Raw genomic sequence first — 26,295 nt, forward strand, 5'->3', positions numbered from 1 at the left:
ACAGGGAACGAGGTAGTCGTATGACGGAGAAGCCACGAGCCGCCGACCCGGGCACCTCCGGGTCGACGCCGGGTGGCTCCGCGCCCACCGACGACGGGCCGCGGGTCGTCATCCGGGACAACCGCAAGCTCGGCAGGACCGAGGAGACGCCCGCCGCCGCCGACGCCGGGGCCGACGTCCCGGCCGAGGGGCTGGTCGAGGAGTCCGAGGTGGTGGTCGACGAGATCGAGGCGGAGGCCACCGCCCTCGACGGCCCGGCACCGACCGGTCCGCCGGTGGTGGACGCCCCCGCGCAGCCGGTCGACGGCAGCGCCACGGGCTCCCCGCTCGGCGCCGAGTTGGAAGCCCTCCGGGCCGAGCTGGACGAGCGGACCCGGGACCTGCAACGGGTGTCGGCGGAGTACGCCAACTACCGCAAGCGGGTGGACCGGGACCGGGGCGTGGTCCAGGAGCAGGCGACCGGCTCGGTGCTCGCCGCGCTGCTGCCCATCCTGGACGACCTGGACCGGGCCCGGGAACACGGTGACCTGGTCGGGCCGTTCGGCACGGTGGCCGAGCAGCTCACCACGGCGCTGGGCAAGTTCGGCCTGACGCCCTTCGGTGAGAAGGGCGACCCGTTCGATCCGACCCGGCACGAGGCGGTCGCGCACCAGACCTCACCGGACGTCGACGAGCCCACCTGCGTGCAGGTGATGCGTCGGGGCTACCTGCTCGGTGAGCGGCTGCTGCGGCCGGCCATGGTCGCGGTCGCCGACCCGGAATAGTGCACGGCCATCCGGTCGCCCCGCCCGCCCGCAACGGTGGACGGGGCGACCGGGCCACATCTCACGGAAGGGGGTGGACCGGTGAGTTCCAAGGACTGGATCGAGAAGGACTTCTACGCCACGTTGGGCGTGGAGAAGTCCGCCTCCTCGGACGAGATCAAGAAGTCGTACCGGAAACTGGCCCGGGAGTCGCACCCGGACCACAACCCCGGTGACCCCAGGGCCGAGGAACGGTTCAAGGGCGTCTCCGAGGCGTACGCGGTGCTCGGCGACGACGCCAAACGCCGCGAGTACGACGAGATGCGCTCGCTGTTCGGCTCGGGCGCGTTCCGGCGGGGCGCGCGCGGCCCGGGTCAGCCCGGCGGGGCCCCGTTCGACGTCTCCGACCTGTTCGGCGGCGGTGGCGGGGACAACCGGTTCGGTGGCGGCGGCTTCACCGACCTGTTCAGTTCGATCTTCTCCGGCGGTGGCGGTGGTGCCGGCCCGACCCGGGCGCGTGGTCCGGCCCGGGGCCGGGACGTGGAGACCGAGGTTGCCCTCGACTTCGGCGACGCCGTCCGGGGTGTCACCCTGCCGTTGACGTTGCGCGCGCCGGGGGTCTGCGACACCTGCCACGGCAACGGCGCGAAGCCGGGCACCCAGCCGACCGCCTGCCCGGTCTGCCACGGTGCCGGGGTGACCACCCGGGACCAGGGCTCGTTCAGCTTCTCCGAGCCGTGCCGCAACTGCCAGGGTGTCGGGACGGTCGTCGAGGAGAAGTGCCCCGAGTGCCAGGGCACCGGCGGGGTCACCAAGGCCCGCACGCTCAACGTCCGGTTCCCCGCCGGGGTGGCCGACGGCCAGCGGATCAGACTGGCCGGGCGGGGCGAGCCGGGGCAGCGCGGCGGGCCGGCGGGCGACCTGTTCGTGCAGGTGAAGGTCCGCCCCGACGACCTGTTCGGGCGTACCGGTGACGACCTGACGCTGGCCGTGCCGATCACCTTCGCCGAGGCGGTGCTCGGCACCGACCTGCGGGTACCCACGCTGGACGGCGCGGTGACCCTGCGCGTCCCGCCGGGCACCCCGTCCGGGCGGGTGCTGCGGGCCCGGGGCAAGGGTGTCGTACGACGGGACGGGCGGGCCGGCGACCTGCTGGTCACGCTGGACGTGGTGGTGCCGGCGACGGTGTCGGACGAGGCCCGGGTGGCGCTGGAGTCGTTCGCCGGGGCGACGCCGCCGGCGGCCCGGGAACATCTCGACGCGCGGGTGCGTCGGGTCGGTTGACCGGTGGACGGGTGCGGAGGTGAGTGGGATGTCGGACGGGTTCGTCGGTTCGGGTGACCCTGCCTACGAGGCCAAGGTGCTGATGATCTCGGTTGCGGCACGGATGGCGGGGATGCACCCGCAGACGCTGCGCCAGTACGACCGGCTCGGCCTGGTGCAGGCCGGTCGGGCGGCCGGTGGCGGTCGCCGCTACAGCGTGCGGGACGTCGTCCTGCTGCGCGAGGTGCAGCGGCTCAGCCAGGACGAGGGCGTCAACCTGGCCGGGGTGAAGCGGATCATCGGGTTGGAACGCCTGGTGGAGCAGGCCCAGCAGCGGGTGGCCCGGCTGGAGGCGGAACTGGATGCCGCGTACCGGCGGATCGCCGAGCTGGAGACGCTGGCCAGCGGGTTCTCCCGGGGCGACCTGGTGCCTACGAACCGCACCTCGACGGCGCTGGTGGTCTGGCGTCCCCGCCGTGCCCCCGGCCGCTGATCCCTTCCGTTCCGTCCCGTCGCTCGGGGCGGGCCCGGCCTGCCCGGCCCGCCCCGCCCCGCCTGGCCATCCGGGCAGGAGTTTCCCTCACGGTCGGCGGTGATCGCCGGTCAAGGGTCGGGGTTTTCCGGCGGCGGGGTTGTCGTTCCGGCTAGCCTGTGATCAGTCCCAACCAGGTCAATCCGGACTCCGACGGCGGGGGAATCGTGGCGGAATCGGCGAAGAAGGTGGCCCGGCAGGCGGAGGAACGGCTCAACCGGGTGGCCGAGAACGTACGGGAGAAGTTCGACCGGGTCACCCAGGGCAAGTTCTCCGACACGGTGAAGAACGGCAGGTTCGATGACCGGCCCGCCCCCGGCAAGGACCGGGAAAAGGCCGGGCCGAAACGCCGTGACCAGGGCGGATCGCAACACTGACGATCCGCCGACGTGCGGGCCGGGACCCACGGGGGGTCCCGGCCCGTTCGCCGTACGGGCGGGTCGGGCCCGGCGGACCGCGACGTCAGCCGAGGCGGCGGTTGTCCCGGACCAGGCCGCCCTCGCACCAGTCGTGGTAGGTGAAGAGTTCCTCCCGGGCCAGCAGCATCCGGCTGTTGTGCGCCCAGTTGCGTACCAACTCGTCGCCGTCGCGTTCGGCCTGCTCGACCAGCTTGCGGAACCGACGCCGGGGGTGGGCGCGGAACTTCGTCCGGATTCCGTCGGCGGCGTAGATGTAGAGGCAGTGCAGGGCGAACCGGCGGGCCGGGCAGGCCGGGTCCCGGGCCAGCTCGAAGAGGGTGAGCACCAGGTGGTCACCCGCCACCAGCAGGTCCCAGTCCTGGGGCAGTGAGGTCAACGGCACCGAGTCGGGCTGGTACGCCCAGGCCCGCAACTCCGCCGGTGACGGGTCGACAGGGTTGGCGAAGCCGCGGAACGTCGGACCGTGCGCGCTCACCCGGCAACCTTCCCGCTCACGCCCGCGGGATGCCTCCGTCCGCCCACGAGCCCCTGGCCTGCTGGGGCGCAACGCTAGCCGCCGCCCCCGGCCGGCGGAAGACCTGCCGGGAAGCAATTCGGCAACGGACGCCCTGGCCAGGCCGACCCGCGCGGTCGACCTGGCCAGGCGAAACTCAGTCCGTGGCCGGCACCGGCCGGGCCTGGCGGGCGGCGATCCGCCGCCGGACCCGCTGCTTGAACCAGGGCATGTCGGGCAGCCGGGCGAGCATCGGGCCGGTGACCACGGTGATCAGCACGTACGCCGTGGCGAGCGCGGCCAGCTTGGGTTCGACGGTGCCGGCGGCGACCGCCAGACCGGCGATGACGATGGAGAACTCACCACGGGGCATCAGGGCGAAACCGGCCCGCCACCGGCCGGGCTCGGCGATCCCGGCCCGCCGGGCCGCCAGGTAGCCGGTGACCAGCTTCGTCCCCATGGTGACCACGGCCAGCAGCAACGCGGGCAGCAGCACCGGCGGCATGTCCCGGGGGTCGGTGACCAGGCCGAAGAAGACGAAGAAGACGGCGGCGAACAGGTCCCGCAGCGGGGAGAGCAGTTCGGTGGCGTGGTGCGCCACCGGCCCGGACAGGGCGATGCCGACCAGGAACGCCCCGACGGCGGCGGAGACCTGGAGCCGGGCGGCGATCCCGGCCACCAGCAGGGTCAGGCCGAGCACGCCGAGCAGCAGCGCCTCCGGGTCCTTCGCCGACAGGGCGGCGGAGATCAGGTGACCGAAGCGGATGGCGACGACCAGCACGACCACCACGGTGAGCACCGCGATGCCCAGCGCCATGCCACCCTTGACCAGGCCCACGCCGGCCAGCAGCGCGGTCACCAGCGGCAGGTAGAGCGCCATCGCGAGATCCTCGATGACCAGCACGGAGAGGATGACCGGGGTTTCCCGGTTACCGACCCGGCCGAGGTCGCCGAGCACCTTGGCGATCACCCCGGAGGACGAGATCCAGGTGATGCCGCCGAGCACCACGGCCGCCACCCAGCCCCAACCGAGCAGCAGCGCGAAGCCGAACCCGGGAAGAGCGTTGAGGACCGCGTCGATCAGGCCGGCCGGGGCTGCCGAGCGCAGGTTGCCGACCAGCTCGTTGGCGCTGTATTCCAGGCCGAGCATGACCAGCAGCAGGATGACGCCGATCTCGGCGCCGACGGCGAAGAACTCCTCGCTCGCGGCCAGCGGCAGCAGACCGCCGTGGCCGAACGCGAGGCCGGCGAGCAGGTAGAGCGGGATGGGGGAGACACCGAACCGGCGGCTGAGCCGACCGAGCAGCCCGAGCAGCAGCAGGAGAGCGCCGACCTCGACCAGTAGAGTTGTGGTTTCGTGCATCCGCCTCAGCCGTCCGGGTCACTGTCGGCGAGAATGGCGGTCACCCCGTCGAGACCCTGCCGGGTGCCGACCACGACCACCACGTCACCGGCCGCGAAGCGGAAGGTGGGATCGGGCGAGACGTTGACCTCGCCCTGCCGCAGCACCGCCACGATCGAGGCGCTGGTCCGGGTGCGTGCCTTGGTGTCACCGAGCCGCTTGTTGACGTACTTCGACCCCGCCGGGATGGCGATCTGCTCGGTGAGCAGCCCGGCCGCCTGCTCGCGCAGACCGGAGAGCTGACCCAGCATCAGCGACGCGCCGAGGATGTCGGCAAGCGCCTCGGCCTCGTCGTCGGTCAGCGGGATGTCGTGCTGACAGGAGTCGGGGTCGTCCGGGTCGTAGAGGACCAGGTCGCGGCGGCCATTGCGGTGGGAGACCACACCGAGCCGGCGGCCGGACTCCGTCATCAGGTCATGACGGACGCCGATTCCCGGAAGGGCGGTCTGTTCGACACGTACTCGCACGGACGAGAGGCTATACCCTGCGCCCAAGCTGGGCCTGCTGGACGTCTGTGCTGCTGGTGAGCGCTTTACGGCCGGCACCGGCTGTGGTCGCCGGCTCGCCGGTCGGTAACCCTGCGGGGCCGGGCGGCCCGTTCAGGGTCAGGCCTCAGCGGGTGCGGCGACGAAGACTCCGACCCCTTCCAGGGTTTCGGTCAGGCCGGTGGCGCGCAGGATCATCATGGCCTTGCCGACCACGGTGTCCGACACGCCGTATTCCCTGCACAACTGCGACCTGCTCGGCAACTTGGTGCCGGGCGGCCACTCTCCCGAATCGATCTTGTTCTTCAGCTCGTCTGCGAGCACCTGGTACTGCTGCTTGGGCATGCGTCACTCCCCGGATGGCACGCCTATCTGATCACGCCCAGACCTCCAACCTCAAGCAATCGTGGGTGGATCGTTGACCTACAACTGGTACCGATTGTAGGTTCGTGGTGAACGCCCCCGGATGGCACTCGGGGCGCTCGAACGGTCGGGGCGGGCATCCCCCGTGGCCCGTCCCGACCGCGTCGTCGGCCCTGTCGTCGTACCGCCGGGGTGGGCTGCGACGGCAGGGCGGGCAGCCCGGCCGGGCTGCCTTTCCAGTACCGCGACACCGAACTGTCAAGACTGTCCAGCAAGGGAGCGTCCATGGGGTACGAGTCACCGCACCCACCACCGAACCTCGACCTTGGTCAACTCAGTTGGGGCGATATTGCGGTGTCCGAGCCATCGCAACACCGCCATTGGAGCGACATTGAGCCGGGTCGGGCGGGTGGGGAGGCGTGACCGGGCGGTACGTCGTACACCTGCCGGTCGTCGCCACCGATCTGGCGCGGGCCAAGGTGCTGGCCCGGACGGCGGCCCGCTCGCTGGTCTTCCTCGCTCATGTCGACCCCGGCGAGACCACCGTCTCCGCCGAGGACGATCAGGGGGTACGCCACCGCATCTTCTGCGACAACCGGCTGGGGACCGGTCGCCGGTGTGTGCTCCGGGCCGACCATGAAACCCCGTGCACCTCCCGCCTGCCCCGCCGGCCACCGAACGCCACCCGCCTGCCCCGCTGATCCCACCTCAGCCCACCCCGACCGGTCAGGAGTGTGACCCACGCCACGTTGGCAGAGTTGAGTGGAATAGGCTCAACTCTGATGGTGTCTCTTACTAGTGGACACGCCGATCCCGGGGGAGCCCATGAACACGGAACGACTCACCACCAAGAGCCGCGAAACCATCACCGGTGCGGTCGCGCTGGCCAACCAGCGTGGTCACGCCACCGTGGAACCCTGGCACCTGCTGCTGGCCCTGCTCGACACCGACGGCTCCACCGCCGCCGGCCTGCTGCGCGCCGTGGGTGCCGACCCCGCCGAACTGCGCCGGGTCGCGCAGCGCTCGGTCGACGCGCTGCCCGCCGCCCGGGGTTCCAGCATTGCCGAGCCCACCCTGGCCCGCGAGTTCGTCAACGCCATCGGCGCCGCCGAGCAGATCGCCCGGCCGCTCGGCGACGAGTACACCTCCACCGAGCACCTGCTCGCCGGCCTGGCCCGGGTGGGCGGCGCGGTGTCCAACGCGCTGAAGACCGCCGGGGCCACCGAGGAGAACCTGGTCGCCGCGTTCCCGACGGTGCGCGGCGGCGACCGGCGGGTCACCACCGCCGACCCGGAGCAGACCTACCAGGCGCTGGCCAAGTACGGCGTCGACCTCACCGCCAGCGCCCGGGACGGCAAGATCGACCCGGTGATCGGCCGGGATTCGGAGATCCGTCGGGTGATCCAGGTGCTCTCCCGGCGTACCAAGAACAACCCGGTGCTGATCGGCGAGCCCGGCGTCGGCAAGACCGCGATCGTCGAGGGCCTGGCCCAGCGGATCGTGGCCGGCGACGTGCCCGAGTCGCTGCGGGACAAGAAGCTGGTCTCGCTCGACCTCGGTGCGATGGTCGCCGGGGCGCAGTACCGGGGCCAGTTCGAGGAGCGGCTCAAGTCCGTCCTGGAGGAGATCAAGAACTCGAACGGCCAGGTCATCACCTTCCTCGACGAGCTGCACACCGTGGTCGGCGCGGGCAAGGGCGAAGGCTCGATGGACGCCGGCAACATGCTCAAGCCGATGCTGGCGCGCGGTGAGCTGCGGATGGTCGGCGCGACGACGCTCGACGAGTACCGCGAGCACATCGAGAAGGACCCGGCGCTGGAGCGTCGCTTCCAGCCGGTGCTGGTCGGCGAGCCGACCATCGAGGACACCATCGGCATCCTGCGCGGCCTCAAGGAACGCTACGAGGTGCACCACGGCGTCCGGATCACCGACGCCGCCCTGGTCGCCGCCGCATCGCTGTCCGACCGGTACATCACCGACCGGTTCCTGCCGGACAAGGCGATCGACCTGGTCGACGAGTCCGCGTCCCGGCTCCGGATGGAGATCGACTCCCGGCCGGTCGAGGTGGACGAGATTGAGCGGGCGGTACGCCGGCTGGAGATCGAGGAGATGGCGCTGGCCAAGGAGCCCGACGCCGCCTCCGCCGAGCGGCTGGAGCGGCTGCGCAAGGAGTTGGCCGACAAGCGCGAGCAGCTCACCGCGCTGTCCGAGCGCTGGCAGACCGAGAAGAGCCACATCGCCAAGCTCTCCACCGCCAAGGAGGAGCTGGAACGGCTCGGCGGCGAGGCCGAGCGGGCCGAACGCGACGGCGAGCTGGAACGCGCCGCCGAGCTGCGCTACGGCCGGATCCCGGCGCTGAAGGCCGACCTGGCGACGGCGGAGGAGGAACTGGCCCGGCTCCAGGCCGACGGCGCGATGCTCAAGGAGGAGGTCGGCGCGGACGACATCGCCGCCGTCGTCGCCTCCTGGACGGGCATCCCGGCCGGCCGGCTGCTGGAGGGCGAGACCGCCAAGCTGCTGCGGATGGAGGAGTCGCTGGGCGGCCGGGTCGTCGGCCAGGCCGAGGCCGTCGGTGCCGTCTCCGACGCGGTACGCCGGGCGCGGGCCGGCGTCGCCGACCCGGACCGCCCCACCGGCAGCTTCCTGTTCCTCGGCCCCACCGGCGTCGGCAAGACCGAGCTGGCCAAGGCGCTCGCCGAGTTCCTCTTCGACGACGAGCGGGCCATGGTCCGCATCGACATGAGCGAGTACGGCGAGAAGCACTCCGTCGCCCGCCTGGTCGGTGCCCCGCCCGGCTACGTCGGCTACGAGGAGGGCGGTCAGCTCACCGAGGCGGTGCGCCGCCGCCCCTACTCGGTGATCCTGCTCGACGAGGTGGAGAAGGCCCACCCGGACGTCTTCGACATCCTGCTCCAGGTGCTCGACGACGGCCGGCTCACCGACGGCCAGGGCCGTACCGTCGACTTCCGCAACGCGATCCTGATCCTGACCTCCAACCTGGGGTCGTCGGTGATCAGCGATCTGACGCTCGCCGACGAGCAGCGCCGCGAGGGGGTGCTCGCGGTGGTCCGCTCGCACTTCAAGCCGGAGTTCCTCAACCGGCTCGACGACATCGTGGTCTTCGCCGCGCTGCGCGGGGACGACCTGCGGTCGATCGTCGACATCCAGCTCGACCGGCTACGTCGCCGGCTCGGCGACCGCCGGTTGGCGCTGGACGTCAGCGAAACCGCCCGGACCTGGCTCGCCGAGCACGGATACGACCCGATCTACGGTGCCCGGCCGCTGCGCCGGCTGGTCCAGTCGGCCATCGGCGACCAACTCGCCAAGGCCCTGCTGGGCGGCGCGGTCCGGGACGGCGACACGGTCCGGGTCGACCTGTCCGACGACAAGAACGCCCTCACCGTAACCGCCTCCTGACCCCGAAGGGCCGACCCCGCCACCCCGGCGGGGATCGGCCCGTCCCCCGCCGCCCCGCCGACCGCCCCGGGCGACGACCCCGGGCGACGGCCCCGCCGACGGTCCCGGGGCGACCGCCCCGGTGATCAAGAGGTTTACGTCACGAGAGCGCTTTCCCCGTCCGCCAACCTCTTGATCGACCCCCGCTGGCCCTCCCGCGCCCGGTGATCAAGAGGTTGGCGTCACCGGATAGCACTCCCGTGACGCAAACTTCTTGATCGACCCCGCGCGGGCCCTCCCCGCCCCGTGATCAAGAGGTTTACGTCATCGGAGAGCGCTCCCGGTGACGCAAACCTCTTGATCACCGGGGCAGTCGGCGGGGCCGTCACCGGGGCGGTCGGTGGGGCGGTTGGCGGGGGTTGAGTGGGGGTGCGGTGGGTGGTTAGGGGCGGGGCGGGGAAAGGAGAGGGGCATGTTCGGGATGCGGAAGAAGAGTGGCGATCCGGAGCTGGACGCCGCCGTGCGGGAACTCGCCGGGGCGGACACCGTCGCCTTCGGCGGGGTGGGGTTCGCCGGCACGCTGCTGCCGGCGACCGAGGCGTACCGGCGGGTCGGGGAGGCGTTCGCGCAGCGCCCCCGGCAGGCCCGCGAGCAGGTCGACTGGCTGCTGCGGCACGGGTCGCCGGCCGGCCGGGCGTACGCGGCGACGCTGCTGGAGCAGGTCGACCCGGCGGCGGCCCGGGCGGCCTGGACGGCGCTGGTCGACGACGACGCCGAGTTCACCACGTTCGCCGGCTGCACGATGGGCACCACCACGCTGCGTGGGTACGCGGCCGACCGGCTGGCCGGCAACCGCACCGACGACGACGCTCGGTAGCTGACCACTCACTCAGAATTCGCTGAGTTTCCCCAGGTGCGTGGGGTGCGCGGGGTTGTTACCGTCTCCGCCGACGCACTTGGGGAGGTGGTCGGGGTGAATGGTTCAGTCGCGTACGTCGTGGCGGCGTTGGGATGTCTGATCGGGGTCGCCGGGATCGTGGTGGCGGCGGTGGCTTTCAGTCGGAGCCGCAAACCGGCCCGGCCGACGCCGGTAAAGGACCCGTTCCGTGACACCGACTCCGACGCCCTGCGCGGTGACCCCCGCAAGCTCAAGCCCGGCGACATCGTCGAGATCCGTGGCGTTTCTTACGCGGTCCGCGGCTCGGTGCACCTGGTCGAGGGCGGCTGGAGCTGGGCCGAACACCTGCTGGACACCGTCGAGGGCGACAAGCGCTGGCTCTCCGTCGAGGAGGACCCGGACCTGGAACTGGTGCTCTGGACGGCCGAGCCGGCCGCGACGGTCACCCCCGGCGCACCCACCCTCGACTTCGCCGGCCGCCGCTACTCCTGGGAGGAGTCCGGCCAGGCCCGCTACTCGGCCACCGGCAGCACCGGCCTCGACCCGTACGGCACCGTCCGCTACCAGGACTACCGGGGGCAGGGCGGTGAGCGGCTCTCCTTCGAGGCGTACGGGGATGCCGGCTGGGAGGTGGGCCGGGGCGAGCGGCTGCACCGTACGGACGTGATGGTGTATCCGCAGTCCGGCCCGGTGGGGTCCTGATCGTGCTGGTCAGCCTGAACACCCCGTACGTCGACACCTGCGCCGCCGACCTGAGCCTGGCGCTCGGCGGACCGGAACGTCCCGCCCTGCACGTCCGTGACCTGACCCTGCCCGGTGGCGTCCGGCTGCGGCTACGCCTGCTCGGTGCGTCCCACCAGGTCGTCCTCACCGTCCCGGCCGCCGGTGCCGACGCGCCCGCCCCCGACCGGTCCGGCGGGGCTGGCGGGCTGGTCGAGACGGTTGCCTGCCTGCCCGGCCGGCCCCCGCACCTACCCGGTGACCTGCACGACGAGGCGGGCGGCTACCGGTTCACCGCCACCGTGCTGCGCCCCGCCGAGGGGGAGCTGCACACCCGGATCGCCGCGCTCCGCGCCGACCTGGCCGACGACCCGTACGCCCTGGTGGGGGTCTTTCCCGGGGACCCGGACGCGGTCACCGCGCTGGCCGTCCGCCCCGACGCGCCGGGCGGGTCGGTGCGCTGGCGCACCTGGCACGCGTACCCGCAGACCAACGAACTGGTCCTGACCGAGACGGCGGTGGCCCTTCCGCGAGCCCCGCAGCCGCGAGCTAAGGAGACACAGTGACGTACCGGCGCTGGTTCGTGGTGGGGGTGGCCTTCGCGGTCGTCGGCGCGTTGGTCGCCGCCTTCGCGATCTTCTACGGCAACTTCTCGCCCCGGGGCTACATCGAGGACCGCTACACCCGGGCGGCGAGCCGGGACATCGGGCGGGACGCCATCGCGTACACCTCGAACCGGACCCCGAGCCAGGTGGCGGACGACGTCACCGGCGCCTGGAAGCCGGCCGACCAGTACGTCGACGGTAGCGGCGTCTACCTGCGCTACGACGACGACTCGCTGGTGATCCTGCCGATCGCCGCCGGCTCGGTGATCCTGCTGGAACGGATGCGCACAGCGTACCCGCGTTACCACTCGACGGTGGGCAACCACTGGGGCTGGGGGCGGGGCAGCACGGTACGCGGCGGCGGCCCCGGCTCCGGCAAGTGACGCGTACCGACCCCGACCGAACGAACCCCTGGAGCACGCTGTGCAGAACCTGGTCACCGATCTGCTGGTCACCCTCGCCTACGGGGTGGTCGGCGTCGTCCTGATGGCCGTCGGCTACGTGCTGGTCGACGTGGCCACCCCGGGCAAGCTCCACGAGCTGATCTGGACCGAACGCAACCGTAACGCCGCGCTGCTGCTCGCCTCGAACCTGGCCGGCGTCGGCACCATCGTGGTGGCCGCCATCGCCGCGAGCGAGGACGACTTCCTGCTCGGCCTGGTCGGTGCCGCCGCGTACGGGATCGTCGGTCTGGTCATCATGGCCCTGGCGTTCGTGCTGCTCGACGCGCTGACCCCGGGCAAGTTGGGCACGCTGCTGGTCGACCCGCAGCCGCATCCGGCGGTCTGGGTGTCGGCGGTGGTGCACCTCGCCACCGGCGCGATCATCGCCGCCGCCATCAGCTGATGACCACGGCGAAGCAGCCGGCGAAGCCGAAACAGAACGCGGGCGCCTGGGTCGTCTGGATCGTCCTCGGCCTGGTCGTGGTGGTCTGCGTGGGCAGCAGCATCTTCAACCGGGACTCCGGGGGCACCACCGTGCCCGCCCCGGCGGCCGACGAGCGCGCCGACACCGTGCCGCTGCTCGTGCAGGCGGCCGACAGCCAGGGCATCTGCTACGGCTGGCGGCTGGAGAGGTCGTCCGGCGCGGAGGTGAGCGTCGGCTCCAACCTCGGCGACGGGGTGCCGGTGACCGAGGACGCCCGCTGCCCCCGGTGGGTGGAGGTCCGGGCCCGGGTCATGTACACCGCGGAGAGCAGTGAGAGCAACGACTGGGCGACGGTCACCGTCTCCGGCTCGGGCGACTTCTCCCGCGCCGACCTCTACGCCGTCGATACCGGCCTGACCCGGTTCGGCCTGCACGAGGACGTGTTCGTGGACGACCCGGGCTGGGCGATCTGCCGCGCCGCCGTGGCGTTGCCGCTGCTGGTCGCCGAGACGGGTGCGGCACCACCGGCGGCCACCCCGACCGCCGACCCCGGCGCGGCGGTGGCCCCGCTGCCGGACACCGGCAGCGACTTCTGGCGGGACCGCTGGGGTACGGTGCTGGCCGCCGCCGGCCTGCTGCTGGTCGCCGTGCTGCTGATCATCGTCGGGTTCGTCCAGCGTGGCCGGCAGCGGGCGGCGGCGTCGGCCGGGCGTCCCCGGGGGACACGGTGACCACTGTCGACGACACCCCGGCGGTCGGGCCGCGCTGGCGGTGGGCCCGCGCGTCGGTGCTGCTCGCGGTCTTCGTCTGCGCCGCCTGCGGCCTGGTGTACGAACTGGCCCTGGTCGCGCTCGGCAGCTACCTGATCGGTGACACGGTCGGGCAGGCGTCGATCGTGCTCGGCGTGATGGTCTTCGCGATGGGGGTCGGCGCGCTGGTCGCCAAACCGTTGCAGCCCCGGGCCGCCGCCGCGTTCGCGGTGATCGAGTTGACCCTGGCCCTGCTCGGTGGCCTGTCGGTGCTCGGCCTCTACGCCGCGTTCGCCTGGCTCGACCTGTACGGCCCGGCGCTGGTCGGCACCGCGTTCGTGCTGGGTCTGCTGATCGGCGCGGAGATCCCGCTGCTGATGGTGATGCTGCAACGTATCCGCGAGCAGGCGGCCGGCAGCGCGGTCGCCGACCTGTTCGCCGCCGACTACGTCGGGGCGCTGCTCGGCGGGCTGGCCTTCCCGTTCCTGCTGATCCCCGTCTTCGGCCAGCTCAAGGGCGCGCTGGTGGTCGGCGCGGTGAACGCGGTGGCCGGCCTGGCCCTGGTCTGCACGGTGTTCCGCGCCGAGCTGAGCCGCCGGGCCCGGCTCGTGCTGGGCGTCGGCTCCGTCGTGGTCGCCCTCTGCCTGGGGTACGCCTGGGTCACCGCCGCCGACTTCGAGGTGACCAGCCGCCAGCAGCTCTACCGGGACCCGGTGGTGCACGCCGAACGCTCCCGCTACCAGGAGATCGTGCTGACCAGGTCGGTACGCGAGATCGGCCACCCCGACACCGATCTGCGGCTGTTCCTCAACGGCGACCTCCAGTTCAGCTCGATCGACGAGTACCGCTACCACGAGGCGCTGGTGCACCCGGCGATGCGCGGCCCGCGCGGTGAGGTGCTGGTCCTCGGTGCCGGCGACGGTCTCGCCGTCCGCGAGATCCTGCGTTATCCGGACGTGCGCCGGGTGACCGTGGTCGACCTCGACCCGGCGGTGGTGGCGCTGGCCCGCTCCGAGCCGCAGCTGCGCGCGCTCAACGGCGGCTCCCTCGACGACCCCCGGGTCCGGGTGCTCAACACCGACGCCTTCGGCTGGTTGCGGACCGCCGGCGAACGCTTCGACGTGGTCGTCGCCGACCTGCCCGACCCGGACGAGACGGCCACCGCCAAGCTCTACACCGTCGAGTTCTACGCGTTGATCCGTTCGGTGCTCGCCGAGGGGGCCCGGCTGGTGGTGCAGTCCGGGTCGCCGTACTTCGCGCCCCGGTCGTACTGGTCGATCGAGGCGTCGGTACGGGAGGCCGGCTTCGCCACCGTGCCGTACCACGTCGACGTGCCCTCGTTCGGTGACTGGGGCTTCGTGCTCGCCGCCCCGGGCGGGACCCCGCCGCCGCTGGAGTTGCCGGCCGACGCGCCCCGGCTGCGTTTCCTCGACCCGGCGGTGCTGCGGTCGGCGGCGGCCTTCCCCGCCGACCGGGGCCGCCTCGACGTGCCCGCCTCCACCCTGTTGCGGCCCAGGGTGCTCGACTACGCCCGCAGCGAGTGGCGCGGCTACTAGCCTCGGAGGCGATGTCACCGTCGCTGCGCCGCCGGCTGCCACCGCGCGCGGTGGACGCTGCCGCGTACCTCCAGGCGTTCGTGCTGTCCGGGGTGGCGACGGTGCTGGTCACCCGGGCGTTCCTGCACGCCACCGGCTACCCGCAGCTCGGCGGCGGCGGCCTGCACATCGCGCACGTGCTCTGGGGTGGGCTGCTGATGACCGTCGGGCTGGGTGTGGCGCTGGTGTTCCTCGGCGGGGCTGCCCGGATGACCGGGGCGGTACTCGCCGGGATCGGCTTCGGGCTCTTCATCGACGAGGTGGGCAAGTTCGTCACCGCCGGCACCGACTACTTCTACCGGCCCGCCGCCGGCATCATCTACGCGGTCTTCGCCCTGCTGGTGGTGATCACCCAGGCGTTGCGCGAACGGCTGCGCCCGACCCCCGGCGAACGGGTGGCCAACGCGTTGGACGTGATCGTCGGCGGGGTCGGCCGGGGGCTCACCGACCGGCAGCGGGCGGCCACCCTGCGGCTGGTCCGGGGTGCCGGGCCGGAGGTCGAGTCGGGGGTGTCCGCGCTGCTGGACGTGGTGCCGCGCCGGGAGCCACCGCCGCGACGGTTCTGGCAGCCCTGGGTGGCCCGGCTGCGCGACGCGTTGGTCCGGCTGACCGCTCAGCGCTGGGTGGTCCTGCTGGTGGTGGCCTACCTGGTCGTCGAGCCGGTGGCGACGGTGGTGGTGGTGACCACCGAGGGGGTGACCGGCGAGTTGGACCAGCTCGGTGAGTGGGGGGCGGTGCTCGGGGTGTCCGCCTCGGCGGTGGTCGCCGGGGTGCTGAGCATCCGCGCCGCGTTCCTGCTCCGCAACGACCGGCGGGCCGCGTTCCGGCTGTTCAAGCTGGCGCTCCTGGTCGACCTGCTGTTCGGGCAGATCTTCAACTTCACGGTCAACCAGTTCGACGCGGTGACCGGGCTCGCGGTGGACCTGCTCCTGCTCGCCGTGGTGACCGCCGAACACCGCCGACTGGTCCGCCAGTCGTGACCGCGGCCGGTGATTCGGCGGTTCGACCAGCGGGTACGGCTCCGTCGTACCCGGTGCGACGGGACTGCGGACGTTACCGTGGTGCGGTGATCTAGGAAGGAGAATCATGGTCGATTCCCACAGCACGCCCGCCCGGACCCGTCCGGGTCTGGTGACGCTCTCCAGCTACCTGCTGATGTTCTTCGCGGTGCTCCAACTGATCGGGCTGATCCTGACCCTCGCGATCAGCGGGAAGCTGCGTCAGGCGTTCGAGGACGCCTTCGAGGGGACCGCGAGCGAGGTCGAGGGCCTCGGCACCGCCGTCGTGGTCTTCGCCGTCGGCGCGTCCGCCGTCCTGCTGCTGATCGCGCTCGCCCTCGTCGTCCTGGCGATCTTCAACAACCGGGGCAAGAACGGCAGCCGGATCGCCACCTGGGTGGTCGGCGGCATCATGGTCTGCTGCGTCGGCGGCGGGCTGATCAACGGTGCCGCCGGGTTCAGCGGCTCCACCGGCTCCACCTCCGGGGACGCGCCGAGCGCCGAGGAACTGGAACGCAGCATGAACGCCGTGCTGCCGTCCTGGTACAACCCGGTCAGCACCCTGCTCGGGGTGGTCAGCCTGCTCGCCCTGCTGGCGGCGCTGATCCTGCTCGCCCTGCCGCAGTCCAACGAGTTCTTCCGCAAGCCCAAGGCAGGCTGGGAGCCGCCAATTCCGGGTGCCACCTACCCGGCCGCGCCCGGCTACCCGCCCACCCCCGGCTACCCGGCCACCCCGGACTACCTGCAACCCGGTGCCCCCGGCCCGTCGTCGACCCCGGGCCAGCCCGGCCCGTCGCCGGCCGCCCCCGGCGTGCCGGACCAGCCGCAGTCGTCCGACGGCCCGTCCTGGTCGCCGCCGTCGGGCGGCGAGCCCGACCGGCCCACCGGAGGCAGCGGCCCGGACGACCCGCAGCGTCCCGCCGGCAGCTGACGGGCGCGTAACAGCGACACCGACGATTCCCTCCGAGTAGGTTGCACACCGACGCCTACCGGAGGGAATCGTCGTGTCGTACCCGGATCAGGTGCCGGACCGCCGCCCGCCGGTCGTCACCGTGGCGGCGGCGCTGCTCGGGCTGATGGCGCTCGCCGCCGGGGTCTACGCCGTCACCAGCCTGCTCGCCCTGGGCGGCACGGTCGACAGGTTCCGGGGCGCCGCCGCCGGTACCGCAGCCGACCCGGGCGACGTCGACGGGGTGGTCCGGCTGCTGCGGCTCAGCACGATCGGCTCGGCGGTGGTGACGGTGCTGGTGGCGCTGCTGCTGGTCGGCCTCGCCGGTGGGCTGCTCGCCAGGCGTCGGGGGGCCCGGGTCGGCGTCTGGGTGGTCTGCGGGCTGGGCCTGCTCGCCGGAGGGTGCGCCCTGGCCGTGCTGGTCGGCCAGCGGGTCAGGCCCCTACGGCTGGGCAGCGGTGACCAGGGGGTGGCCGACCTCTTCGCCACCCTGGACGACGCCTATCCCTCGTGGTGGGTGCCGGTGAACGCGGGCGTCTCGGTGGCCCAGGGCCTCGGCTACCTCGTGGTGGCCGTGCTGCTGGCCCTGCGGCCGGCGAACAGTTGGTTCACCGGCAGGTGGCCGGTGCGACCCGGATACGGGCCCTCCTCGTTCACCGCCGCGCCCTACCAGTCCCCGGTGTCCGCGCCGAAGCCCGGCCCCGCCGCCGCCACACCGGTACCGCCCCAGCCTGAGCCCGGGTCCGCGTCCGGGCCCGACGTGATCCGACGTCCCACCGAGGAGCAACCGTGACAGTCGACCGATCCCGGTCCGGCCGGTGCGCGTTGATCACGGGTGCCACCGCAGGGATCGGCGCGGCGTTCGCCAGGCAACTCGCCGCCGAGGGCTGGGACCTGGTCCTGGTGGCCCGGGACACCGCCCGGCTCGACGCCGCCGCCGCCGAGCTGACCGGCCGGTACGGCAACCGGACGGAGGTCGTCTCCGCCGACCTGTCCACCGACGACGGTTGCGCGCTGGTGGAACGGCGACTGGCCACCGGTGACCCGGTGGATTTGCTGGTCAACAATGCCGGACTGAGCCTGAACCAGCCGTTTATGCGATCCACCGTCGCCGACGAGACACGGTTGCTCCGGTTGAACGTGCACGCGGTGCTGCGCCTCACCCATGCGGCCCTCGGGCCCATGACGAGGCGCGGTAATGGGACAGTGATAAATGTCTCTTCGGTCGCTGGCTTCGGCCCGGTGATGCCCGGCTCCACCTATCCGGCCAGCAAGGCATGGGTGACCAGCTTCAGTGAATCGATCGGGCAGACGGCCCGCTCAGCCGGGGTGCACGTGATGGCGCTCTGCCCCGGCTACACCCGTACCGGCTACCACGAACGTACCGGCATCGACATGTCAGGAATGCCGCGGTGGATCTGGCTCGAAGCCGACGACGTGGTTGCCGAGGCCCTGCGTGACCTGCGAAAAGGCAAAACCGTGAGCGTGCCCGACTGGAAGTACAAGCTGGCCGTGGCGAGCTTGCGGCACGTGCCGCGTCGGCTGCTGCGCGGTGCCTTCCGGGACCGGCGCGGGCAGGCCGACCCGGCCGGGCAGTGACCGACAGGCGGTGCCGGTCGACCCGCCGGTGGCCTGGCGTGGCAGCGAAACCCTACCGGTGTGGTCGCGCAGCGTAGCCGTCCATCGCCAGTCATCGAGCACCCGGATGGCCGCTCCGGGTGGGCCGCACACACGACCCACAGACTTGAGCAGTACCCTCTATCGCCATGGGGGACCACGACGACCTGCGTAAATTCATCACTGACCTGGCTGTGGTCCATGGCCGGGTCGTGCTCTCCTCGGGGCGGGAGGCGGAGTGGTACGTCGATCTGCGTCGCGTGACTCTCCATCACCGGGCCGCTCCCCTGGTCGGTCGGGTGATGCGGGAGCTGACCGCCGACTGGAATTACGACGCGGTCGGTGGGTTGACCCTGGGTGCCGATCCGATCGGCATCTCGATGTTGCACGCCGCCGCAGAGACCGATCGACCCCTGGACGCCTTCGTCGTCCGCAAGGCCGGCAAGGCGCACGGTCTCCAACGGCGGATCGAGGGTCCTGAGGTGGCCGGCCGGCGGGTACTGGCGGTGGAGGACACCTCGACGACGGGCGGCAGCGTGTTGACGGCCGTCGAAGCTCTACGCGAGGCCGGGGCGGAGGTCGTGGGCGTGGCGGTGATCGTCGACCGTGGTGCCAGCGACGTGGTACGTGCCGCCGGACTGCCGTATCGGGCGGCCTATACGTTGGCTGACCTCGGCCTTGTGGCGTAAAAATTTGCCGATTCGGATCTGCTGATATGCAGGCGGATCGATGCTGCTGGTGGAAGGATGGAATACGTGGGAACTGCGTTGGCTGAAATGACCATGCCTCAGATCTCGCCGCTTGCCGGCGAGCCGATCGAACGTGCCGACGCCGAGCGGCTGGCGGGGGTCCTCAAGGCCCTCGCCGACCCCGCCCGGCTGCGGCTGCTCAGCCTGATCCAGTCGGCGCCCGAGGGCGAAGCGTGCGTGTGTGACCTCACCGCGCCGCTCGGCCTCTCGCAGCCGACGGTCAGCCACCACCTCCGCATCCTCACCGAGGCCGGCTTGCTGGAGCGGGAGAAGCGTGGTGTGTGGGCCTACTACCGGCTGGTGCCGTCGGCGATCGCCACGATCGCCGACCTGCTCACGCCGCCGCGCAAGCGGGCCACCAAGAAGGCCCGCTGACTGAACCCGTTCGTCCCGTCCAGGGGCGACGTCCGATGACGGACCAGGGGTGGCGTCATCGGGTGGTGACGGCTGCCCGTCACCGGTCAGTTTGCTGATCCACCACCGTGCCCGCGGTGGCGTACGCGTACGCAACGGCCGGTCCTCTCCCCGAGGGCCGGCCGTTGGTCGTCCGCCGGTCAGTGGCCCTGCCCGTGTTCCGGGTACCGCCCGCCGTCCGACGGCGGGCGCTGCCCGTACGTCTGCGGGGGGAACCGCTGGTCGGGGCCGGGCTGCCCGCCGTACGGCTGCGCGCCGCCTGCGGGCTGCCCGGGGTGCGGCTGCGGGGGCTGGTCGTGGTGGTGGTGCTCGACGGCGTCCCGGACGGCCTCGACCGCCCCGACCGCGCTCGCGGCGGCGATCACGGCGACGGCCTCACCGCGCCGACGTGCCTTACGGTCGCGGAGGAACTCGAAGAAGATCGGCAGCACCGAGATCAGGATGATCAGTGCGACCACCGGCAGGATGTACCTGTCGATCTTGTCGCCGATGGCGCTGTAGATCTGGTCGGCGAGCAGGTAGCCGATCAGCAGGATGCCGTCCACCCAGAGGACCGCGCCGACGACGTTCCAGAGGAGGAACTGCTTCGCCGGCATGCCGAGCGCGCCCGCCACCGGGTTGAGGAACGTCCGCACGATCGGGATGAACCGGGCCAGCACCACGGCCTTGGCCGGGCCGAACTTCTGGAAGTAGAACTCCGCCTTCTCCACGTACTCCTTCTTGAAGAGCCGGGAGTTGGGGCGCTCGAACATCTTGCGGCCGTACCGGGCGCCGAGCCAGTGCCCGAGCTGGGCACCGGCGATCGCGCAGAGCGGACCGCCGATCAGCAGCCCGGCCAGGGAGAGCCGGGTGCCGCTGCCGAAGATCGCGTCGGCCACCGGCGACGCGGCCACCCCGGCCAGGAACAGCAACGAGTCGCCGGGGAAGAAGAACCCCACCAGCAGGCCGGTCTCGGCGAAGAGGATCACCCACACGCCGACCAGCCCGAAGGTCTGGAGCAGATCCTTGGGGTCGAGCGGGTTCAGCGCGACCGTCTCCGCGACCACCCGCGTCTTCTCACCTGTGTCCACGGCCACACACCATACCGAGCCCACGAACGCACGGTCGCGGCACGCGTCCCTCCGACCGGCAACTCACCCCACCGGGCCCGCCCGGCCGGGCCATGAAGCGCCCGGCCGGGCGGGCCCGATCAGGCCACGAAGTGCGACCGGCGGCGGCGGGCCGCCAGGTAGCTGCCGATCCCGGCCGCCAGGAGCAGGCCGCCGACGGTGGCCACCAGGCCGGACGGGGAACCGGTGATCGGCAACGAGCCGTCGTCGCCGCCCTGACCGCCCGAGGCGTGATTCACCAGGATCTTCGCGGTGTCGTTGCTCGGGTCGAGGTCCTTCGTGCCCACCGGGCCGCTTCTCAGCTGGACCGTGCCCGTCAGGGGGCCTGCCCGATCGATGCGGAACGAGAACGGCAGGGCGACCCTCCCGCCCTTGTGGATGACGTCGTACTGGTAGCAGAGGTAGGCGCGGGCACCCGGCCGGCCGCCCTCCTCGTCCTGGATGTCGGCGTCGAGGCAGTTCTTGGGCACCTTGACGGCGGTGACACCCTTCGGCACGGTCATCTCGACGATCGTGTAGAAGTCGCGGCCGCCGTTGGACGACGAGGCCGGCCCCCGGTTGGTGTAACCGATCGTGACCGGCACGGTCTCGCCCACCTTGGCGGTGATGCGTACCTCGTCGGCCGCCAGGTCGGCCCGCTGGTTGCCGGTGACGGTCAACTCGACGGGCGTTTCGTTGTCGTTCGGCCTGACGTCGGTCTGCGCCGCCCGGGACGTGCCGCCGGGCAGTCGGGTGCCGACCTGCTCCAGCCGCAGCACACCGCCGGTGCCCTGCTGGTCGAGCGTGTAGCTGGGCTGCGCGTCCGCCCAGTCCTGCGGGGTGAACCAGGTGGCGGTGCCGGGCTGGACGTTCGGTGCCGAGACGTCCCGGGGCACGGTGACACCGAAGCCGCCGTCGACCCGGAACGCCCGGCCCGGCGCGATCTCGTCGTCGAAGGTGCAGGCGAACAGGTTCGGCGTGAAGTGCACCAACCCACCCTTGCTGCCGTATCGGCAGTTCCGGTAGCGCTTCGACGGGGTGAGCCCGTACGCGGCCGAGACGAGGAGCACCACGCCCCGCACGGTCTCCTGCCCCCGGTTGGCGACCGACAGGCCCACCGGCACCGTGGCACCGGGGCCGCCGGTCAGCGTCACCGCGGGACCCGCCACCAGGTCGACCCCCTCGCCGACGAGGACCGTCGACGTGGTGGTGCTCGTACCCGACCTGCCGGTGGTGACGGTGAACCGGAGCAGGCCCTGTCGACCCACCGTTGCACCCGCGCGCGGGCGTACCGACAACGAGAGCAGGTCCGGTGCGTCCTCCTGGTAGGCCAGGCAGGTCAGCACGGTGCCGGTACGGGTGCAGGCCGAGGCGGCGGAACCGCTCACCTCGACGAAGGCGTCGACCGCGCCGTAGTCGACGGTGATGGTGTAGCTGTCCTGGAGTTTCTCGCCCGGCACCCGGAGCACCACCGTCCTACCGGGCCCACCCGGAGCCAGGGTGACGTTGTTGGCGGACGTGGTGAACCCGGCCGTCACCACCTGGCCGGGGGAGGCCCCGGGGTTCGCGGGGGCGGCCGGGGCGGGAGTGGCGGAGGCGGCGACACACGCGCCCACCACCGCAAGTCCGGCCAGCCAACGACGCGTCGCGTGCTTGCGCATCAGCGGATCCTGTCCTGAGGAGGTGCTACGACGGTCGTCGCAGCCTAGGGAGTTCGTCCCCGTCCGAGTGCCCCGCGCCGACGGGTGGCGACAGAATGGGCCGAACAGCCGACGAATCCCCCCGGACGGCCCACCCCACCCACCCGGGCCGCCGTGGACCGCCCCACCCCGGGGAGGGTCAGAGCCGGGGGTCGACCGGCTCGGACTCGCAGGCGAGGATCGCGAAGACCAGCTCGTGCCGCCGCCACAGCGGGACGTCGGCGGCGTACCCGTCCAGGGCGGCCAGGCCGAGCGCGTGTTCACGCAGCGCCAGCCCTCGCTTGCGGCCCAGCGAGCGGCGACGCAGCGCGGCGAGCTGGGCCGGGTCGGTGTAGCCGGGACCGTAGATGATCCGCAGGTACTCCCGGCCCCGGCACTTGACCCCCGGCTGGAGCAGCGAGCCCCGGGCCGAGCGGGCCGCCGGGCCGTCGTACGGCTTGACCACCATCCCCTCGCCGCCGGCCCCGGTCAGCGCCGACCACCACTCGGTGGCCGCCGCCACCGCCGCCTCGTCGGACAGCTCCACCACCTGTCGTCGGGTCGGGGTGAAGAACTCCGGATCGGCGGCGCAGAGCCGGTCGGCCAACGCCAGGTGCCAGCCGTGGTCCCGGTCGGTGAAGGTCACCGTTGCCCCGGCCAGCACCGCGAACGGCGCCAGGGTCACCCCGCGCAGCCCTTCGGTGGGGGCCACGTACGCCCGGTAGGCCGCCGAGTAGCCGTCGACCTCCGCCTGCCGGGCCGCCATCCGCTCCCGCAGCGCGGCCACCGGCAGCCCCCGGGCCGCCGCCGAGTCCAGCGCGGCGAGAGCCGCCGGCAGCGCCGCCCGCCCGGCCGCCCCGACCCCGGCGTACTGCTCGCGGATCAACCCGTCCGCCTTCGCCGACCAGGGCAGCAGCTCACAGTCCAGCAGCAGCCGGTCGGTGCCCAACTCCTCCCACAGCCCGGCCGCGCCGACCGCCGCCCGGACCCGGTCCAGCAGCTCCCCGTCCAGCGGCGGGCCGAAGAACGGCCGACCGGTCCGGGTGTGCACCACCCCACCGCCGAACCGGCCGGGTTCCCGCTCGACCAGCACCACCGCCCGGGAACCCATGTGCTTCTCCTGGCACACCACCCGCTGCACGCCGGCCGACCGGTAGTCCGCGAACGCCTGCGTCGGGTGCTCCAGGAACCCCGGCACGGTCGACGTCGAGCAGGGTGCCATGGTCGGCGGCAACCAGACCAGCCGACCCGGGTCCACCGCGAACCGGCTCATCACCTCCAGCGCGGCGGCGGCGTTCTCCGCCGGCACGGTCAGCGTCCCGTAGGCGTGCTCCAGGTGCCGCCGCCCGGTCACATCGGCCAGGTCGAGCACCGTGTCCGGGCGGGTCGGGGCGAACAGCGGTCGCGCCGGGGCGTACCACTCCCGCCGGGCGTCGACCGCGACCAGCTCCCGCTCGGGGTAGCGCAGCGCGGTGAGCTTCCCGCCGAAGACGCAACCGGTGTCGACGCAGATCGTGTTGTTGATCCACTCCGGCACCGGCGTCGGGGTGTGCCCGTACACGACCGTCGCCGCACCCCGGTAGTCGCGCGCCCACGGGTAGCGCACCGGCAGGCCGTACTCGTCGGTTTCGCCGGTGGTCTCGCCCCAGAGCGCGAACGAACGGACCCGGCCCGACGCGCGGCCGTGGTAGGCCTCCTTCAGACCGGCGTGCGCCACCACCAGTCGGCCGCCGTCCAGCACGAAGTGGCTGACCAGGCCGTCGATGAAGGTCGTCACCCCGGCCACGAACGCCGGGTCCTCCGCGCCGAGCTGTGCCATCGTCTCGGCCAGGCCGTGGGTGAGCTTGACGTCCTGGCCACGCAGCTTGCGCAGCAGCTTGTGCTCGTGGTTGCCCGGCACGCAGATCGCGTGCCCGGCCGCCACCATGCCCATCACCAGGCGCAGCACGCCGGGGGAGTCCGGGCCGCGGTCCACCAGGTCACCCACGAAGACCGCGGTACGGCCGGCCGGGTGCACCGCGTCCACCGGGCGACCCGCGTCGTCGCGGTGCAGCACGAAACCCAGCCGCCCCAGCAGCTCCTCCAGCTCCGCCCGGCACCCGTGCACGTCACCGACGATGTCGAACGGCCCGGTCAGCTCCCGCCGGTCGTTGAACAGCTTCTCCAGCCGGATCCGCGCGGCGTCGATCTCCTCGACCCCGCGCAACACGTGCACCTTGCGGAACCCCTCCCGGGCCAACTGCCCGTACGACCGGCGCAGGTCCCGCTGCATCCGGGCCAGCACCTGCCGGCCGTGTGTGCGGTCGGCGCGGGACAGGGTCCGTTCCCAGGCCAACGCCTCCGGCACGTCCAGCACGATCGCCACCGGGAGCACGTCGTGCTCCCGGGCCACCCTGACCAGCCCGGCGCGGGCGTGCGGCTGGAGGTTCGTCGCGTCGACCACGGTGAGCCGGCCCCGCCGCAGCCGGACCCCCGCCACGTGGTGCAGCGCCCCGAACGCGTCGGCGGAGGCGGACTGGTCGTTCTCGTCGTCGGCGACCATCGCCCGGAACGCGTCCGAGGCGAGCACCTGACTCGGCGCGAAGTGCCGCGCGGCGAAGGTGGACTTGCCCGACCCGGAGACGCCGACCAGCGCCACCAGGGCGAGTTCGGGAATGTCGACGGTGGTCATCGGCCTGCCTCCTTCGCGTTCACGGCCGTGCTCGGCGTAGCTGCGGCGGCTGCCTTGTCGACGGCGGTGAGGACGGCCAGTTGGGTGGGACAGCCCACCTCGGGGTCGTCGTCGCCGACTCCGCTGATGGTGGCGGTGTAGCCGAAGGCGGTGGCGATCCGGTCGACCCACTCGGCGAACTCGGCGCGGGTCCACTCGAACCGGTGGTCGGGGTGCCGGAACCCGCCCGCCGACAGCCCCTCGTAGCGCACGTTGTACTCCGCGTTCGGGGTGGTCACCACGACCGTGCCCGGCCGGGCGTGACCCAGCACGGCATCCTCCAACGCGGGCAGCCGGGCCGGGTCCAGGTGCTCGACGACCTCCATCAGCACTGCCGCGTCGAAGCCACGCAACCGGTCGTCCCGGTAGGTCAACGCCGACTGCCACAGCCGGACCCGGTCCTGCTGCCGCTGGGGCAGCCGGTCCAGCCGCAGCCGACGGGCGGCCACAGTCAACGCCTGGGTGGCGACGTCCACGCCCACCACCTCGGTGTAGCGCCGGTCGGCGAGCAGCGCGGTGAGCAGCGCGCCGCCGCCGCAACCCAGGTCCACCACCCGGGTCGCCCCGCTGGCCGCCAGCGCGGTCAGCACCGCCTCGCGCCGCCGTACCGCCAGCGACGCCCGCCGGGGGTCGGCGTGCGATTCGCTGCCCTCCGCCGGCGTGCTGTCCTCGTCGATACTGTCGTCCGGCGCGGGTACGTCGGAGAGCCGCAGTTGCGCCAGCCGGGACAACGCCTCGCCGGCCAGGGCTCGGTGGTGCGCCAGGTAGCGGCGGGTGATTAACGCCCGCTCCGGGTGGTCGGCGAGCCAGCCGGCCCCGGCCCGGAGTAACTTGTCGATCTCGTCCGGGGCGACCCAGTAGTGCTTGGCGTCGTCGAGCACCGGCAGCAGTACATACAGGTGGTTGAGGGCGTCGGCGAGGCGGACCGTGCCAGTGATCATGAGGTCCACGTAGCGGCTGTCACCCCATTCGGGGTGCCGCTCGTCCAGCGGCAGCGGAGTCGCCGTGACCGTCCAGCCGAGCGGGGCGAACATTCCTACGGCCAACGCCGCCCCACCCCGGCACCGCAGCACCGGCACCCGAACCGTCAGCGGGATCGCCGTCCCGGCCAGCTCCGGCCGGTCCTTGGACGATCCGCGCAGCGCCGAGCGGAACGCGGTGGACAACGCGGAGGAGAGCAGGCTGGACGCGGCATAGCCGCGGTCGTTGACGTACTGCCCAAGGGTGAAGCTTTCCGTGGTGGTCGTCTGCCTGCCCCGCCGTCCCCGACCCACCCCGAGCCGCTGCGGATCGACCTCGACCAGCAGGGCGGCGGTGCACCGCTGATCCGTCGCCTCCGGGTAGAAGACGTGGGCGGTTCCTGCCGGCAGGTCGAACTCGTGCATCCGGTCGGGATGCTTGACCAGCAGATATCCGAGGTCGGTCGCCGGCCGGTGGGTGGTCGTCAGGGTCAACAGCACGAGGTGATGTTTCCAGGGGGCTCGATACAACGTCGCCCGGTTTCCCACCACCGGTGCTCCGCCGACCACGGGGATCGGCGGAGCACCGGTGACCGGTAGCG

General features: G+C 72.4%; 27 protein-coding genes. 19 read left to right on the forward strand and 8 right to left on the reverse strand.

Annotated features, from left to right (window positions below; translation table 11 throughout):
* The first annotated feature begins 20 nt into the window (after positions 1-20).
* From grpE to JQN84_RS12160, 4 genes are all read left to right on the forward strand, one after another.
* Positions 21-764 (forward strand): nucleotide exchange factor GrpE, encoded by a 744-nt coding sequence (gene grpE, locus JQN84_RS12145; RefSeq protein WP_204958473.1) that lies wholly within the window; start codon positions 21-23, stop codon positions 762-764.
* 81 nt (positions 765-845) lie between these two features.
* On the forward strand, positions 846-2,027 hold the full coding sequence (dnaJ, locus tag JQN84_RS12150; protein WP_204958474.1) for a molecular chaperone DnaJ: 1,182 nt from the start codon (positions 846-848) through the stop codon (positions 2,025-2,027).
* Positions 2,028-2,055: 28 nt separating this feature from the next.
* On the forward strand, positions 2,056-2,499 hold the full coding sequence (locus JQN84_RS12155; protein WP_204958475.1) for a heat shock protein transcriptional repressor HspR: 444 nt from the start codon (positions 2,056-2,058) through the stop codon (positions 2,497-2,499).
* A gap of 158 nt (positions 2,500-2,657) precedes the next feature.
* Positions 2,658-2,915: a hypothetical protein gene (locus JQN84_RS12160; protein ID WP_372445971.1), complete on the forward strand. Its 258-nt coding sequence runs from the start codon at positions 2,658-2,660 to the stop codon at positions 2,913-2,915.
* 85 nt (positions 2,916-3,000) lie between these two features.
* Here the strand turns inward: JQN84_RS12160 and JQN84_RS12165 are convergent, their stop codons facing one another.
* The 4 genes from JQN84_RS12165 to JQN84_RS12180 all read right to left on the reverse strand — a co-directional run bounded on the left by JQN84_RS12165 (position 3,001) and on the right by JQN84_RS12180 (position 5,682).
* A complete protein-coding gene (locus JQN84_RS12165) occupies positions 3,001-3,432 on the reverse strand; it encodes a hypothetical protein (protein WP_204958476.1) in 432 nt (143 codons plus the stop codon).
* 175 nt (positions 3,433-3,607) lie between these two features.
* A complete protein-coding gene (locus tag JQN84_RS12170; RefSeq protein ID WP_204958479.1) occupies positions 3,608-4,813 on the reverse strand; it encodes a cation:proton antiporter in 1,206 nt (401 codons plus the stop codon).
* 5 nt (positions 4,814-4,818) lie between these two features.
* Entirely contained in the window at positions 4,819-5,319 is a 501-nt protein-coding gene (locus JQN84_RS12175) for a cation:proton antiporter regulatory subunit (protein WP_088641912.1), read from the reverse strand.
* 138 nt (positions 5,320-5,457) lie between these two features.
* Positions 5,458-5,682 (reverse strand): winged helix-turn-helix domain-containing protein, encoded by a 225-nt coding sequence (locus JQN84_RS12180; protein ID WP_204958480.1) that lies wholly within the window; start codon positions 5,680-5,682, stop codon positions 5,458-5,460.
* A gap of 437 nt (positions 5,683-6,119) precedes the next feature.
* On the opposite strand from JQN84_RS12180, the gene JQN84_RS12185 reads away from it, so the two are divergent.
* From JQN84_RS12185 to JQN84_RS12255, 15 genes are all read left to right on the forward strand, one after another.
* On the forward strand, positions 6,120-6,401 hold the full coding sequence (locus JQN84_RS12185; protein WP_204958481.1) for a hypothetical protein: 282 nt from the start codon (positions 6,120-6,122) through the stop codon (positions 6,399-6,401).
* A 124-nt stretch (positions 6,402-6,525) separates the two neighbouring features.
* Entirely contained in the window at positions 6,526-9,117 is a 2,592-nt protein-coding gene (gene clpB / locus JQN84_RS12190; protein WP_204958482.1) for an ATP-dependent chaperone ClpB, read from the forward strand.
* Between the two features lie 451 nt (positions 9,118-9,568).
* Complete coding sequence (locus tag JQN84_RS12195; protein WP_204958483.1) at positions 9,569-9,973, forward strand: hypothetical protein; 405 nt, start codon at positions 9,569-9,571, stop codon at positions 9,971-9,973.
* Positions 9,974-10,069: 96 nt separating this feature from the next.
* Entirely contained in the window at positions 10,070-10,696 is a 627-nt protein-coding gene (locus JQN84_RS12200) for a DUF4178 domain-containing protein (RefSeq protein WP_204958484.1), read from the forward strand.
* 2 nt (positions 10,697-10,698) lie between these two features.
* Positions 10,699-11,280 carry a DUF2617 family protein gene (locus JQN84_RS12205; RefSeq protein ID WP_204958485.1) on the forward strand — a complete coding sequence of 194 codons (582 nt, stop codon included), beginning with the start codon at positions 10,699-10,701 and terminating at the stop codon, positions 11,278-11,280.
* Entirely contained in the window at positions 11,277-11,702 is a 426-nt protein-coding gene (locus tag JQN84_RS12210) for a DUF4247 domain-containing protein (RefSeq protein WP_204958486.1), read from the forward strand. The genes JQN84_RS12205 and JQN84_RS12210 overlap by 4 nt, the downstream gene beginning before the upstream one ends.
* A gap of 40 nt (positions 11,703-11,742) precedes the next feature.
* A complete protein-coding gene (locus tag JQN84_RS12215; protein ID WP_204958487.1) occupies positions 11,743-12,165 on the forward strand; it encodes a DUF350 domain-containing protein in 423 nt (140 codons plus the stop codon).
* Positions 12,165-12,917 (forward strand): hypothetical protein, encoded by a 753-nt coding sequence (locus JQN84_RS12220; RefSeq protein ID WP_204958488.1) that lies wholly within the window; start codon positions 12,165-12,167, stop codon positions 12,915-12,917. Before JQN84_RS12215 ends, JQN84_RS12220 begins: the two co-directional genes overlap by 1 nt.
* Positions 12,914-14,491 carry a polyamine aminopropyltransferase gene (locus tag JQN84_RS12225; protein WP_204958489.1) on the forward strand — a complete coding sequence of 526 codons (1,578 nt, stop codon included), beginning with the start codon at positions 12,914-12,916 and terminating at the stop codon, positions 14,489-14,491. The genes JQN84_RS12220 and JQN84_RS12225 overlap by 4 nt, the downstream gene beginning before the upstream one ends.
* A gap of 35 nt (positions 14,492-14,526) precedes the next feature.
* Positions 14,527-15,510, forward strand: coding sequence for a hypothetical protein (locus JQN84_RS12230; RefSeq protein WP_204958943.1), 984 nt, complete (start codon positions 14,527-14,529; stop codon positions 15,508-15,510).
* 106 nt (positions 15,511-15,616) lie between these two features.
* Positions 15,617-16,459, forward strand: coding sequence for a hypothetical protein (locus JQN84_RS12235; RefSeq protein ID WP_204958490.1), 843 nt, complete (start codon positions 15,617-15,619; stop codon positions 16,457-16,459).
* Between the two features lie 73 nt (positions 16,460-16,532).
* A complete protein-coding gene (locus tag JQN84_RS12240) occupies positions 16,533-17,270 on the forward strand; it encodes a hypothetical protein (RefSeq protein ID WP_239485271.1) in 738 nt (245 codons plus the stop codon).
* Positions 17,267-18,076 carry an SDR family NAD(P)-dependent oxidoreductase gene (locus tag JQN84_RS12245; RefSeq protein ID WP_204958491.1) on the forward strand — a complete coding sequence of 270 codons (810 nt, stop codon included), beginning with the start codon at positions 17,267-17,269 and terminating at the stop codon, positions 18,074-18,076. The genes JQN84_RS12240 and JQN84_RS12245 overlap by 4 nt, the downstream gene beginning before the upstream one ends.
* A gap of 167 nt (positions 18,077-18,243) precedes the next feature.
* On the forward strand, positions 18,244-18,783 hold the full coding sequence (gene pyrE, locus JQN84_RS12250; protein WP_088641922.1) for an orotate phosphoribosyltransferase: 540 nt from the start codon (positions 18,244-18,246) through the stop codon (positions 18,781-18,783).
* A gap of 57 nt (positions 18,784-18,840) precedes the next feature.
* A complete protein-coding gene (locus JQN84_RS12255; protein ID WP_007454255.1) occupies positions 18,841-19,218 on the forward strand; it encodes an ArsR/SmtB family transcription factor in 378 nt (125 codons plus the stop codon).
* Between the two features lie 179 nt (positions 19,219-19,397).
* On the opposite strand, the gene JQN84_RS12260 is transcribed toward JQN84_RS12255, so the two are convergent.
* The 4 genes from JQN84_RS12260 to JQN84_RS12275 form a co-directional block, all read right to left on the reverse strand.
* Positions 19,398-20,327, reverse strand: coding sequence for a DedA family protein (locus tag JQN84_RS12260; protein WP_372445972.1), 930 nt, complete (start codon positions 20,325-20,327; stop codon positions 19,398-19,400).
* Positions 20,328-20,446: 119 nt separating this feature from the next.
* Positions 20,447-22,006 (reverse strand): LPXTG cell wall anchor domain-containing protein, encoded by a 1,560-nt coding sequence (locus JQN84_RS12265; protein ID WP_204958492.1) that lies wholly within the window; start codon positions 22,004-22,006, stop codon positions 20,447-20,449.
* Between the two features lie 178 nt (positions 22,007-22,184).
* Positions 22,185-24,695, reverse strand: a complete 2,511-nt coding sequence (locus tag JQN84_RS12270) for a polynucleotide kinase-phosphatase (protein WP_204958493.1) — start codon at positions 24,693-24,695, stop codon at positions 22,185-22,187.
* A complete protein-coding gene (locus tag JQN84_RS12275) occupies positions 24,692-26,194 on the reverse strand; it encodes a 3' terminal RNA ribose 2'-O-methyltransferase Hen1 (RefSeq protein ID WP_204958494.1) in 1,503 nt (500 codons plus the stop codon). The genes JQN84_RS12270 and JQN84_RS12275 overlap by 4 nt, the downstream gene beginning before the upstream one ends.
* Positions 26,195-26,295: the final 101 nt, after the last annotated feature.

Source organism: Micromonospora humidisoli, from assembly GCF_016900955.1.
In the GTDB taxonomy this organism is placed as follows: domain Bacteria; phylum Actinomycetota; class Actinomycetes; order Mycobacteriales; family Micromonosporaceae; genus Micromonospora; species Micromonospora wenchangensis.